Below are 12,379 nucleotides of genomic sequence, written 5' to 3'. Positions count from 1 at the left end.
AGCGTTGCGTAATAGGGTGGTGAGATGACTCGCGTCACTGCCGACGTCTCGTTCCTCCGCGGCTACAACCAGGCTCTCGTCATGGCGGTGGGGCGCACGGCTCGCACGTTCGAGCGCGCGACGGTGGTCGAGGCCACCGGCCTGACACCACAGGCGGTCTCCAAGGTCATCGCCCGGCTGACCGCCGACGGCCTGATCCGCCCGGCCGGCGTCCGGCGTCCGGGCATCGGCAAACCCGCTGTCGTCTACGAACTCGTCCCGGACAGCCGGTACGCGATCGGCGCCCACGTGGCCCGGCGCACGCTGCGGCTCGTCCTGGTCGACCTGACCGGTGCCGTGCACCACTCGGCGGTCAGCCCACTGCCCCGCGACTTCACCCCGGAGCAACTCCTCGACGCTCTGAGCGCCGGCATCGACATGATGGCCGGCACCGGCGACCTGCGGGGTCGGCTCACCGGGCTGGGGATCGGCATGATCGGCCCCCTCGACCACGCCAACGGCCTGGTCCGCGACGCCCACGGCCTACGGCACTGGCACGACGTACCGCTGCGCGAGATCGCCGAGAAACACCTCGGTCTCCCCGTCCACCTGGACAAGGACGTCACCGCGGGGATCACGGCGGAGGCCTGGCGGCACGGCGCGACGTTCGGCGACGCGGCCCTCATCATGGTCGAGTCGGGTATCGGCGGCGGCTTCTGGCTGGGCGGCGCGGCCCACCGGGGGGCACACACCAACGCGGGCGAGTTCGGCCACACGGTCGTCGACCTGACCGGGCCCCGCTGCGTCTGCGGCCGGCACGGGTGCCTGGAGATCGTGCACCACCGCGCCGCCGAGGCCGGCGACATCGCCCACGCCGCCCGCGTGCTGGCCGTCGGCGTCGTCAACCTGCTCCAGACCCTCGACCTCGCCCGCGTGGTGCTGGCCGGCGCGGACCTCCTGCGGCATCCGCAGACCTATCTCGCGGCGGTCACCGAGGCCGTCGGGGCGGACGCCCGGCGCGCGGACTGGCTCCGCACCAGGGTGGCCCTGTCCAGCCTCGGCGCGGACGTGATCGCCGCGGGCGCCGCCATGCAGGTCCTCGACCAGCACTACGGCATCCCGGAGCTGGGCCATTCCGTGATCGCTGGCAGCTGAGCAGCTCGACCCGCCGAGCGACGCCCTGCCGCGCTGCCACCGATCGCCCTGACGTCAGATCCGACCATCGGGACTGCCCAGGTCGCTACGCCACCACCGTCTCGGCGCCCGTTCGAGTGCACCCGCTGGCCGGGCTCTCGCTGTGCGCGATGACCTCGTCGAGCCGCTTGCGGGCCTGCCGGAGCTGGGTGATCTGCCGATCGATGCGGTCGCGTTCGGCGCGCAGCAGGGCACGCGACTGCGGTGTGTTGACCTTCGCGTCGACGCAGGGCAGCAGGTCCAGGATGGTTCGGCTGGACAGGCCGGCGGCGTACAGCATCTGGATCAGATACACCCGGTCGGTCGCGTCGTCGAGGTAGTGGCGCTGGCCCCCGCTGCTCCGTGCGGCAGACAGGAGGCCCTGCTCCTCGTAGTAGCGCAGGGCTCGTACCGACACCCCGGTCTTCGTGGCGAGTTCCCCGATCCGCATCGACCCCTCCCCCAGGCCGGCGACGTCAGCCACACAGCCTTCTTCCTCACGCGAACGTCAGGTTCCACCGTAGCTCGCACGCCGACCTCCGCGCGGCGGCGGTGTGGTGTCTCACTGGCAGACGCGCCAGTCGCCGTTCTCCTTGACCAGCGCCACCCCCTGGGTGAACCTCGCGCCGGTGGCCGCCTGGACCGTCTCGACCTGGACGGTCCCGGTGACCCGCCCGTTGTGGTTGCTGACGTTCACACCGGTGATCTCGTAACTGCTGATCTTCAACTGCGCGCTCTGGATCCGGACGAAGTCCTCCTGCGGCATGGTGTCGCGCACCCGGTCGCACAGCCGCCCGTACGCGCCCGCGTAGTTGCCGGCCCGCACGTCGTCGAGGTAAGCCGTCGCGGCCACCCGGGCCGGTTCGACGGTGTCCTTGACCGAGCGGTAGAGCCAGAGGCCGACGCAGGTGCCGATGACGCAGCACACCGCCAATAGGGCGCCGACGACGATCAGGACCGTACGAAGCGTCCGGTTGGGGGGCCTCGGGCCGGGAACCATTATCGGCTCGTACGTCATGGCCCGGAGGGTAGAGCTGCCGCGCCAGCGGCGAGAGCCCGCCGGGCGGCCGGTGGTTCACCCCCCGGAGGCGGACGGCCCCGGCGTCGGCACGCCACCGGCGACCGCACGGGCAGGCGGCGCCGACGCCGGGGCCGGTCGCAGATCCGCGGGTACGGGCAGCGCGCTGCCCCTGATGAACTGGCCCCAACTGGTGTTCCAGGCCGTCCAGCCGTTGCCGGACTGGAGCCGGACCTCGGTGCCGGTGAAGGTGACCAGGTCACCGACCCGGGTGACGCCCATCAGCCAATCGGCGTTGGCCGGCGAGATGTTCGTGCAGCCGTGCGAGACGTTGCGGTGTCCCTGATCCGACACCGACCACGGTGCCCCGTGGATGAACTCGCCGCCCCAGGTGAGCCGCTGCGCGTCCTCGACGTTCACCACGTAGCCGCCGTTCGGCTCACCGCGCGTGTCGAACGTGGTGTACTGGTGCTTCTCCATGATCACCATCTTGCCGCTGGACGTGGGGGTGCTGCGCTTGCCCAGACTGACCGGGATCCTGCGGATCAGCTTGCCGTCCCGCAGCACGCGCATCTGCTTGGTGGCGTTGTCGACTTCGAGCGACACCTGCCGTCCGATCCGGAACGTCGCGGTGCGGTCGACGTCACCGACGTGACTCTTGCCGATCGGCAGGCCCGCCAGGCCCGCCCGGACACTGATGGTCGTGCCGGGTCGCCAGAAGTCGGGAGCCCGGTGGTAGACCTGGCTGCCGTCGTCCACCCAGGACCAGGCCCCCGGCTGCGGCGGGTTCGTGGTGACGAACAACCGACGTTGCACGGCGGCGCGGGCGGCCCTGGCGATGGGCGGATCGAAACCGATGGTCACCGGCATCGCGGTGCCGTACGTCTGCTTGTCGGCGACGTACAGGGTGCTGCTCACCTGCGGCTTCGTCGACGACGCCGCGGTGGTGAAGCTGGTGGTGCGGGTGGTGGTCCGCCCGGAGTCGCCGGTGGCGGTCACCGACGCGGTGTACGTGTGCTGCGGGCGCAACGGGGCGCTCGGCACCCAGGCCGAGCCGTCCTCGCGTGGCTCCGCCCGCACCGCCGTGCCCGCCTCGTCGACGATGCGCACGGCGGTGATCTTTCCACCCGAGACGAGCGGGACCACCTCGGCGCTGAGCGGCACGTTGCGGGAGAGATCGGCGGGTGTGACGGTCAGTTCGGGCGAGGGCACCACCTGTTCGGCGGGACGTACGGCGGCCTTCCGCTCGGTGGTGCACCCACCGAGGACCAGCGGCGTCGCCACGACGGCCACCGCGACGAGCGCCATCCGCCTTCGTAAACCCATCGAACGTCCCCCGGCTCCCGTGTGCTCCGTGGCGGCAATTCTCTCCGCGCGGACGGCACCCCGCGCCGTTTCCGGAAATCACGCAACGAAGGGGGGAACGTTCAGCACGGCACGCGCTCCGGCCCCTCGATTGCGCTCCCCTTCCGTGATCCTCGGGGCATCGAAGCGTGATGCCGCCGTGGAATGCTGCCACCATGCGCGGAAGACGACGTTCATCGATTCTGCTGGCACTCCCCCTCCTGATCCTGACCGCCTGCTCGCCTGCGGAGGAGCCGATTGTCGCTCTCGCTGCCCAGGACGGCCGGCCGAGCGCCGTACTGGTCACCTGCGACGACCGTGACGCCGATATCCGCGTGTTCGAGAACGACCATCAGGACGATCCGGGCAAACGGACCCTGATCAGGTGGAGCATCGGCGGCCCGCCCGCAAGCGAGGTCGTGGAGGTGGCGCTGTTGGGTCAGCCGCCGGAGGGCTGGGAGGTCGCCGACACTGTCGACAGGCCTGGAACCGAGGTGGACGTCGAGCTGCTCACCGAATTTCGGGCCGGGGTCACCTACACCCTCGACGGATCAAGCCGCCGCGAGGCCCTCTCGGTGGACTTCACCCTCGCGGACCTGCCACGGATCGGCCCGGACCAGGTGCTGGCGCCGAACGGACGCAACTCGAAGGTCGTGTCGCGGGAGACCTTCCTGCGCAAGGCACGCGACCGCTGCTGAGCCGACACGGCCGACCACTCAAGAAAGCAGAGTGCCACCGCTGCCGCCGATTACGGTTTTTGAAGAGAAATCAGAGAATTGAGATCGAGCCGACATCACTGCGACTCCACAACGATGACCAGGCAATCGCTGAGCGCTATTTAAGGGAGAATTAATCGTTCCGACTGGAAGCGGGCGGGGGGGCCGCTCGTATTCTTCCCTCTCGGAAGAAAGGTGCGCCCCCGTTGATAAATCTCCGTTCCACCCCTCGACACCGTCGTGCCGTGACCGGCCTGCTGCTGGTGAGCCTGGCGCTGGTCGGCGGATGCAAGGAGGCGCCGGGAACGCCCGGCGCGTCCGGCCCGTCCAGCGACACCGGCATCGGCTCGTCCGGCCCGGACGCGCCGACGGCCACCGCCCCGGGCGACCCGTCGGCCACGCCGAGCGCCCCGGGCACCTCGGCCACCCCCTCCGCGCCGGGCAAGCCCGCGACGCCGGCGACCAGCGCCGCCCCGCCCACCGCGTCCGGTGGCTGGATCACCATCGACGCTGCCGCGCAGGCCGCCGCGACGAAGGCGTTCTTCGCGCGCAAGCCCAAGCCGGTGACCGGCAACCCCGTCAAGGTGCCCGAATTCAACGTCGGCTGTACGACCAGCCACCACAACAGCGACGATCCGATCGTGCTGCCGAAGCTGGTGGGTGGCTCGCACAACCACACGTTCTGGGGCAACAAGTCGACCGACGCCAACTCGACCGCCGAATCGCTGCGGGCGGCCAAGCCGACCACCTGCAACTCGCCGGACGACCAGTCCGCCTACTGGGTGCCGACGATGTACCAGAACGGCAAGGTCGTGGACCCGAAGGAGGTGACCGTCTACTACGGTTCCCGGCTGAAGGACCCGAGCAAGACCCAGCCCTTCCCGTTCGGCCTGCGAATGATCACCGGTGACGCCAAGAAGCAGGTCGACACCCCGGACAAGCAGGGCAACCACTTCTGGTGCGCCGGCATCGGCGGCGAGATCGGCCGCAGCGCCGACAAGACGTTCCCGGTCTGCGCCAAGACCGCGAACATCGTCCGACAGATCACCTTCCCGGACTGCTGGGACGGCAAGCACCTGGACAGCCCCGACCACAAGGCGCACATGGCCAACGGGGACCACACCGGGGCGTGCCCGAAGAGCCACCCGGTGCCCGTCCCGTCGGTGTCCTTCGTGATCTCGTACCCGTTGAGCGCGAACACGGACGGCATCACCCTCGCGTCCGGCACGTCGTTCTCCATGCACGCGGACTTCTTCAACGCGTGGAAGGACGAGGCGCTCGCCGCTCGGGTGCGCAACTGCCTCGACCAGGGCGTCAAGTGCAACTCGGCCGGTAATTTCTAGAGCAGACAGTCGATCTGAGCTGGCCCACGGATCGTCGCGGGCCAGCTCAGATCGAGACGTAACGAGGTCTTCGATGGACGGCTCAGCCACCGGGCGGAATTGAAGACCGGGGACCTCGCCTGGTCGGAGGTCTGGCATCAGACGAGGCGCTGGAGCCGCACCTTCGGGTGCACGTTTCTCAGGTGGCCCTGCTTGTGTTGGCGAACTTGTTCGTTCCAGACCTCCTGGTCGTAGTCAGGGTCCGGTGGGATCCACTTGTGCGAGCCGTCGCTGTAGTGGAACTTCTCGTCGCCGCGCCGCAGGATGCTCACCGAAGCCAGCCGAGAAAGCGTCTGTGCAGCGCCCCCGCCGGCACCCAGGTCAGGTCCTCCGACGCCCGCACCAGCTGGGCACCTAGGTAGAGGGCCAGGGAGATCGGAGCGTCATCGAACTCGGCGCGTAGCTCACGCTGCCGCGTGCGGCAGGGCCAGGGCAGGCCGCAGCCGCCGCAGCTCCAGATCGGCAACACCGGGCCGTGCGTCGTCATGCGCGGCCTCCGAGCAGCGCCACCGTCATCGACCGCGCCCGGCGATTGGTCGCCAAGCCCACCTGCCAGCATGGGTACGGCGTAAGCCGCGACACCACGCCCGGCAGCCGGCGCACATCACCTTCAGCCCTCGGATGTGCACCGCGATGATCGCCTTCCGCTGCCCGTTGCTCACCGCTCACCTTTCTGTGGCCAGTGGCAACGACTGATTGGGATCCGGTGCCGGGAACGGCAGGGAAGCTCGGCTCCGCAGCGGCAGACGCGTCGCCAAAGCAGCCATGACCACACCGGCCGATGCCTGCGGGCGAGAGTCAGTGCGGCGGCCGAAAGGTATTCGTCATACGAGATGCGCCGCACGGACCCCTCCCTCGTTCGAGCACGAGGACGGCTTCCTGCCCTCGAAGCTGAGAGGGACACGGCGGCCAGGCGATGCCCGCACCGCCCACCGCATCCCGTGAGCAAGAAGCTACGGTGGGTCGCGGAGCGGAATGGGTAAGGTTCCTACCCCTGGATCACGAGAGCAGTCCGACCTTGATCGCAAGGTCACGGGCGTCGTCACGAGTGGAACGCGGGCCGTCGAGCAGGTCCAAGGTGATGTGCCGGGCGTACCCGTTGAAGCGGATCGTCTCCGGGGCCGACTCGTACGCCTGCCGGAGGGTCAACACGGCAGCTTCCTTGTCGTCCTTGCCGTAGTGCGCCCGCGCAACCTCGATGAGATGACGTGCCCGGCGCGGCCTCGACGGAATCGCCGCCGAATCATGACGGCGTGCCTGGCGCACCGCCTCACCGGACTTCTGCAACTCCACCGCCACGGTCACCGCGTGGGCACCCATGATGACCTGCGAGAACGATGTCTGCGGCTGATAGAAACCCTGCGGCAGACGCTGCGCCACCCGGTCCGCGCGGTCCCAGTACCGCCAGGCCCGGCCTTCCTCACCAGCACGGGCGGCGGTGTAGGCAGCCTCAAAGTTCAATGCGCCCCACAGCGCCAACAGGTTCGTGTTCCCATCGCCCGCTCGCGGCTCCAGCGCCGACAGGAGGTCCAGGGTCACCGCCATCGCGGTATCCCAGTCACCGGCATCCCGATGCACCTGACACAGGAACCATCCCGCGCACGCCACCGCCTCCGGGTCGCCGGACTCCTGCGCCGCCACCATCGCGCGGTCCGCAACCCGCCACAACAACTCGGCAGCGGGCTGATAAGCAAGGAACATCTGCGTCAGCCCGAACGTCTCCGCCAACAGGGCCTGAGCCCGCCGACGCTCGGCACCCTCGTACGTCAACGCGGCGCGCTGCGCGTCGCGCAGCAGCCCCGGCAACAACCCGCCCAGCACAGTGCGGTGATCCGACGCCTGATGGCGTGCTCGCCACGCCATCGCGAGCCGCTCTCGCAGGCTCGTCAACGACTCCGGGGATGCCTCGTCGGACATTGCGAAGCGGTTCACCGCGTCCCGGACTGACGCGAGCGCCGGATGCTCCGGTCCGTTGACCACAGCAGACCGCGTGCTCAACTCCCCGGCCAAGGCAGACACCTCGACCTTGAGAGCACGCGCGATGCGATCCAACATGTGAATGCGCGGCGGCAGGATGCGATCGGTCTCCACCGCCTTGACCCACTCGGCGCTGCGCCCGACCAATCCCCCGAGCACCGCACGGGTCTTCCCGGACCGCTCCCGATAGACCTTCAACCGCTGCCCGAAAGTCAACTCCGGCAAGGAATCCATCCCGGACCTCCTCATAGCGCGGACGTACCGTCGACGCCCAGGCCGCCGTGCCACCCAACGCTACCGGCTTGCCCACCGCCTCATAACCCTCACACGCCGCGCACCGCCTCCCACGCCGACATCAAGACCCTGGCCCCTCGCGTGTAGCCCCTCCGGGCATGCGCTGCGGCGTCCATGTATGAATTGCCACCCTGTTACTCCGGCAGCTGTCAATTCGTGACTCCTTGACGCTCCATCGTCTGAACTCTGTTGGCCGCACGACGCGGTCCCGCTCTCGACAACCTCGCCGCAACTCGGGCGCTCCTCGACCGCAGCGTCCCGCTCCTGGACAGCGACCGGATCTCCGCGCAGTCACGGCAGGAACTAACCTCTATCGTCTATCGCCTGCGGGCGGACGGACTCACCGGCACAGGGACGGGCAGATGACCGACGACCACGACGCCGCCGGAGCGATGAACTTCATCTTCGAAGCCGGCGTCCTCAAACGCGCCGCCCGGACCGGCTGGTGGTTCGCCGGCGTCAAGCACCCCGAATCCATCGCCGAGCACTCCTTCCGAACGGCGCTCATCGGAATGATGCTCGCCGCCATGGAGGGCGCCGACCCAGCCCGAGTGTCGATGCTCTGCACCCTGCACGACACCCAGGAAACCCGGATCACCGACATCCCACACATCGCCAAGCGCTATCTCACCGCCGTACCCAACACCGCCGTCACCGCCGACCAGGTCGCCGCCTGCCCACCGGTCGTCGCCGGCGTCATCACCGCCGCCGTGGCCGAATACGAAGCTGGCGAGACACTGGAAGCTGTCGTCGCCCGCGACGCCGACAAACTGGAATGCCTCGTCCAAGCCGTCGAATACCGCCACCAGGGCATCGACAACGTGCAGCGCTGGATCGACAGCTCACGAGTCGCCCTGAAGACCGCCAGCGCCCACCGCCTCGCCGACGCCGCCCTCACCGGAAAACCCCTCGCCTGGCTCACACCCCCGCCGCAGCAGTAAGCGTTCAACACTTGGCGTTGTATTGATCGAGGGTGACGGCATAGTCGATCAACATGGAAAGGATGCCGCCTGAGCTGCCCGTTCATTGGTGGCCGGTGGTCAACGATCGTTGCTCCTGGTCCACCTCTGACGGCCTAGAAGCGGCATGATCTTGGGGCACCCTCGACTCCCGACCCTTCGCTTGTAAGTTCTGGGGCGCCGTATGCGATCGGTTGCCGCCCGTCTGCCAGCTCGGCGGATGATCTGTCGTCGACTCTGCGCATCCGGCGATGCGTCGCCCCGTAGCTGTCGACGCTGCTGTCGACTGCCCGCCGTCGTTCATAGCCGGGTCCTGCCCCCGCGCAGCAAGAGCTGGGCCCTAGCCCAGCCTCTGTCGAGTGTCGGTTGCGTGTGCGCCATACCATGCCGTCATGATTGAGCGCATCGCGGCCGTCAGCTCCACAGCGATCTCAATGATCGCGCTCGCTGGCGTAGCTCTCTCTCTCCTGATACAGCGAAAGCAAACGCGAATTAGCCAGGTGCAAGCCTCACGCACAATGCGTCTTGAACTTGTTAAGCCGGCGCTCGACGACCCAGAACTCTTGGCCGCGTGGGGTTATCGGGAAGAAACCCCTGCGGCCGAGGCTCGCCTACGCGCGTACACGAACCTGGTATTCGCGTACCTACTTACAGCCTTCGACCTTGGCACCATCACGGAGCCAGAGCTTCGATCGGAAATGAAGCGCAAGTTTGAAAGCGGCAAAATCCGCGACTTCTGGAAAAACTCACGACAGGCGTACCTAGAGCCCTCCTTTCAATCCCGAGAGCGCTTGTTTGCACGAATAGTAGACGACGCATATGAAACCGCACTTTCGGAACAGGCAGTCCGAGCTGATAGAGAGGGCGACGATAACGAACCGACCAACGCTCGTCGTGACCCCGGCGAGGGTCGATAACCCCGCGCAGATCCTTCCGCTTCCCACGCCCGACGACTCCTTGACCCCAGGCAACCAACACGGCTCTGCCACCTGCTACCTGACGGTGCCTCAGCCGCTACCTTGCTCCCCCGACGTGCAGGCTCGTCCACTGGCGTCCGTCACGATCGTCACTCGGTTAGTCACCCAACCGTCGGCCGTCCCCTGAACTAGCTGATCGAACCGCCGACGCGACGGGCTGGCTACCTCGCGGGCTACATTGACTTCGTCTGCAATGACGCGCAGGGCGGCGGTGCCAGCGACCGCCGCGACGATGCAGACCAGATGCGGTCGGCCGGCGATGCGCAGCGCGACCGCCAGGCCGAGCCCCGGCAGCAGCGTCCAGTCGAAGGCCCGCCAGTGCACTCCGAGCAGGTCGATCGTGAGAAGGCCGGCCAGCAGCGCGGCGGGTAGGGCGTCGACGGCGGTCTGGACCGGGGCGGGAAACAAGCGGTCACCCAGGAGCGTCGGCTCGACCGCTTTGAAGCTGATGTTGATCGCGGCGAGGGCGATGATCGCGATGACCATCGTGGTCATCAGACGTGCTCCGCGGCCGTGCTGCGGGCGTCCCCGCTGCGGGCGACGTCGTGTTCCGCTGTCCGACGAGGGTGAGCAGCACGGCGGTGGCCGCCAGCAGCAGCGCCACTCCGATCGGCAGGAACCGGGCAGCGGCACCGGCGACGGCCGCGGCCGCCAGGGCGACCGGCACCAGGCGATGTCGCAGACGATTCAGCTCCACAGCGTCCCGACACCACCTCGGCCAGCGTGGCTGCGGCTGGCCTCTACCGCGGTGGCGAGACGTACAGCCCGGTCCTGCACCCTGTCTCGCCGGGTTGCAGCCAGGTGGGGTCGTACCCGGGTGACTCGACTGCTCCGGAGGGGGTCCGGATCAGGAGGAGACATTCCCGCTCGGCGGGCACGCCCACCGCGGCGACGAGTACGCCCTTGTGGGTGGCCGTGTCGACGGTGATGTGTCTGGCGGGAAACGCCGCCCGCACCGCGCCAGCGAGGGTGCCAGGTGTGGCGGTGCGCAGCGCCACACCGAGCCGGTCGCGTGCGTCCGGGGGCAGCGCCGGGATCGGCCCCGCGCTGGGCACCGGCGGAGTGGCCACCGAAGGGCAGTCCATTTCCTGGTACGGCGTGTGGCGCTGGAGTTCGATCCGGTAGCGGTAGCACCGCGTGGCCTGGCCGGCGGAGTTGCCCAGGTCTCCGAAGGTGGCCCCGTAATCCTCAGCGACCGTGACCACGATCCGTACGTCGATGACGGCCTGCTCGTTGATGCCGGTGCGCCCCGACCATGCGAGTGGTTCCCGCCGGATGGTCGAATTGGTGCCCTCCACCGTCTCCGGGACGTGGGTCGCGGCGAGCCACTCGGCGTCTCGGACCCGGTCGCGGGTGAGATCGTCATCGAGGCGTTTCGCCTCTGCCGCCGCGAGGTCCCGCGCCATCGTGTCGCCGTCGCGCTGTTCCGCGCACCCGTTCAGCAGCAGACACAGCACCAGGGGCACCACGCTGATCCGGCGGCTCAGGGCCATGGCGTCGAGCATGCCATCCGAACGGTGGCCGGTCACCCCGAGAGGTGACCGGCCGCCGTCGTGTCGATCGGTCAGAGCCGGGCGGCGCCCGCCTCGGTGGCCTCCTGCACCGCCGAGGTACGACGGGTCTCGGCCCGCTGGTCGCCGGCTTCCTCCCGGTCCGGCCCGGACACTCGGGCCGCCCGGTTGGTGGTCGACGCCGCCTGGTCACCGCTCACGCCACCACGGATCCGGTTGTTCGCCGCCACCTGGGCGACCGGGTCGTTGCCGGTGACAGTCAACTGGCCGTTGATGATGTTGTCGTCGACGGTGACGCCGCCGGTGGTGCTGGTGATGCTCACGTCCCCGCCCCAGTAGCCACCGGAGGCGCAGCTGTCGAGCCCGCCGTTCGGGCCGAGCTGCACACCGCCCAGGTTGCCGGCGAAGGTCGCCCGGCCCTGGACGGCGCTGCCGCACACCACGCTGCCGGTGGCGCTGTTGAGCACCGACAGCGTGCCGTCGACGAACGAGTCGTGCAGGTCGGTGTAGTAGGTGCCGGTGCTGCTGAGGTTGCGCTGCACCTGGGTGCCCCGGTCCAGCCGGACCTCGCCGGCACCGACGGTGACGTGCCCGGTGACCGTCGACGCCTCGGCGAACAGGAAGCTGTCGATGGTCGTGGAGCCCTTCGGCCGTACGGTGACGGTGCCGGTGCGGGCGTCTTTCAGGAAGACGCCGTACCCCCCGGCGGCGAGCACCACCTGGCCGTCGACTGTCGTCTCGGTCGCGTCGAGGTAGCCGTCGGCGGCGACGCGTACCTCACCGCTGACCCGGCCACCGGTCACCACCAGGTTGCCGCCGGCCGCGACGGTGACGTTGCCGGTGATCGTGGTGCCGGTGAGCGCGCAGGACTCGCCGGCGGGCACGAGCAGGTCGTTGGGCACGGTCACCGCGCCGCCGGTGCCGATGCAGTGGGTGACCAGGTCGGCGTGTGCGCTGGGCGCCACGGCCAGCACCGAGGCCGCGATGACGGCGCTCACGGTGGCGAGCTTGGCGACGGTACGTCCGGGCATCGTGGTACTCCCTGTCGG

The 12,379-nt window shown here is 68.9% G+C and carries 14 protein-coding genes and 1 pseudogene; 6 read left to right on the top strand and 9 right to left on the bottom strand.

The window, feature by feature from the left end:
* Window positions 1–24: 24 nt before the first annotated feature.
* The gene (locus ACZ6NZ_RS24295) at window positions 25–1,134 is read left to right on the top strand and encodes an ROK family protein (protein WP_465860313.1); all 1,110 of its coding nucleotides are present in this window, start codon (window positions 25–27) and stop codon (window positions 1,132–1,134) included.
* An 85-nt stretch (window positions 1,135–1,219) separates the two neighbouring features.
* On the opposite strand, the gene ACZ6NZ_RS24290 is transcribed toward ACZ6NZ_RS24295, so the two are convergent.
* The 3 genes from ACZ6NZ_RS24290 to ACZ6NZ_RS24280 all read right to left on the bottom strand — a co-directional run bounded on the left by ACZ6NZ_RS24290 (window position 1,220) and on the right by ACZ6NZ_RS24280 (window position 3,496).
* The gene (locus ACZ6NZ_RS24290) at window positions 1,220–1,603 is read right to left on the bottom strand and encodes a MerR family transcriptional regulator (RefSeq protein ID WP_465860494.1); all 384 of its coding nucleotides are present in this window, start codon (window positions 1,601–1,603) and stop codon (window positions 1,220–1,222) included.
* Between the two features lie 111 nt (window positions 1,604–1,714).
* A complete protein-coding gene (locus ACZ6NZ_RS24285; RefSeq protein WP_465860312.1) occupies window positions 1,715–2,170 on the bottom strand; it encodes an Rv0361 family membrane protein in 456 nt (151 codons plus the stop codon).
* A gap of 57 nt (window positions 2,171–2,227) precedes the next feature.
* Window positions 2,228–3,496 (bottom strand): L,D-transpeptidase, encoded by a 1,269-nt coding sequence (locus tag ACZ6NZ_RS24280; protein ID WP_465860311.1) that lies wholly within the window; start codon window positions 3,494–3,496, stop codon window positions 2,228–2,230.
* Between the two features lie 194 nt (window positions 3,497–3,690).
* Between ACZ6NZ_RS24280 and ACZ6NZ_RS24275 the strand changes: the two genes are divergently transcribed.
* Both ACZ6NZ_RS24275 and ACZ6NZ_RS24270 read left to right on the top strand, forming a co-directional pair.
* Window positions 3,691–4,212, top strand: coding sequence for a hypothetical protein (locus ACZ6NZ_RS24275; RefSeq protein ID WP_465860310.1), 522 nt, complete (start codon window positions 3,691–3,693; stop codon window positions 4,210–4,212).
* A gap of 263 nt (window positions 4,213–4,475) precedes the next feature.
* Window positions 4,476–5,573, top strand: a complete 1,098-nt coding sequence (locus ACZ6NZ_RS24270) for a DUF1996 domain-containing protein (RefSeq protein ID WP_465860309.1) — start codon at window positions 4,476–4,478, stop codon at window positions 5,571–5,573.
* A 137-nt stretch (window positions 5,574–5,710) separates the two neighbouring features.
* On the opposite strand, the gene ACZ6NZ_RS24265 is transcribed toward ACZ6NZ_RS24270, so the two are convergent.
* The 3 genes from ACZ6NZ_RS24265 to ACZ6NZ_RS24255 all read right to left on the bottom strand — a co-directional run bounded on the left by ACZ6NZ_RS24265 (window position 5,711) and on the right by ACZ6NZ_RS24255 (window position 7,823).
* Window positions 5,711–5,884 (bottom strand): hypothetical protein, encoded by a 174-nt coding sequence (locus ACZ6NZ_RS24265; RefSeq protein ID WP_465860308.1) that lies wholly within the window; start codon window positions 5,882–5,884, stop codon window positions 5,711–5,713.
* The gene (locus tag ACZ6NZ_RS24260) at window positions 5,881–6,099 is read right to left on the bottom strand and encodes a hypothetical protein (protein WP_465860307.1); all 219 of its coding nucleotides are present in this window, start codon (window positions 6,097–6,099) and stop codon (window positions 5,881–5,883) included. The genes ACZ6NZ_RS24265 and ACZ6NZ_RS24260 overlap by 4 nt, the downstream gene beginning before the upstream one ends.
* Window positions 6,100–6,611: 512 nt before the next feature.
* The gene (locus tag ACZ6NZ_RS24255; RefSeq protein WP_465860306.1) at window positions 6,612–7,823 is read right to left on the bottom strand and encodes a helix-turn-helix domain-containing protein; all 1,212 of its coding nucleotides are present in this window, start codon (window positions 7,821–7,823) and stop codon (window positions 6,612–6,614) included.
* Window positions 7,824–8,069: 246 nt separating this feature from the next.
* On the opposite strand from ACZ6NZ_RS24255, the pseudogene ACZ6NZ_RS24250 reads away from it, so the two are divergent.
* The 3 genes and pseudogenes from ACZ6NZ_RS24250 to ACZ6NZ_RS24240 all read left to right on the top strand — a co-directional run.
* Window positions 8,070–8,249: pseudogene (locus ACZ6NZ_RS24250) on the top strand (transcriptional regulator); the annotation flags it as partial.
* Window positions 8,246–8,824 carry an HD domain-containing protein gene (locus tag ACZ6NZ_RS24245; RefSeq protein WP_465860305.1) on the top strand — a complete coding sequence of 193 codons (579 nt, stop codon included), beginning with the start codon at window positions 8,246–8,248 and terminating at the stop codon, window positions 8,822–8,824. The pseudogene ACZ6NZ_RS24250 and the gene ACZ6NZ_RS24245, both read left to right, overlap by 4 nt.
* Before the next feature lie 410 nt (window positions 8,825–9,234).
* Window positions 9,235–9,759 (top strand): DUF6082 family protein, encoded by a 525-nt coding sequence (locus ACZ6NZ_RS24240; protein ID WP_465860303.1) that lies wholly within the window; start codon window positions 9,235–9,237, stop codon window positions 9,757–9,759.
* A 90-nt stretch (window positions 9,760–9,849) separates the two neighbouring features.
* Here the strand turns inward: ACZ6NZ_RS24240 and ACZ6NZ_RS24235 are convergent, their stop codons facing one another.
* The 3 genes from ACZ6NZ_RS24235 to ACZ6NZ_RS24225 form a co-directional block, all read right to left on the bottom strand.
* Window positions 9,850–10,314 carry a hypothetical protein gene (locus ACZ6NZ_RS24235; RefSeq protein ID WP_465860302.1) on the bottom strand — a complete coding sequence of 155 codons (465 nt, stop codon included), beginning with the start codon at window positions 10,312–10,314 and terminating at the stop codon, window positions 9,850–9,852.
* 245 nt (window positions 10,315–10,559) lie between these two features.
* Complete coding sequence (locus ACZ6NZ_RS24230) at window positions 10,560–11,324, bottom strand: hypothetical protein (protein ID WP_465860301.1); 765 nt, start codon at window positions 11,322–11,324, stop codon at window positions 10,560–10,562.
* Window positions 11,325–11,383: 59 nt separating this feature from the next.
* Complete coding sequence (locus ACZ6NZ_RS24225) at window positions 11,384–12,361, bottom strand: hypothetical protein (RefSeq protein ID WP_465860300.1); 978 nt, start codon at window positions 12,359–12,361, stop codon at window positions 11,384–11,386.
* Between the last annotated feature and the right edge of the window lie 18 nt (window positions 12,362–12,379).

This window comes from Micromonospora sp. NPDC047756 (assembly GCF_055587245.1).
The sequence above is the reverse complement of the archived record's forward strand: the minus strand, read 5'-3'. Positions and strand labels throughout refer to the sequence as shown.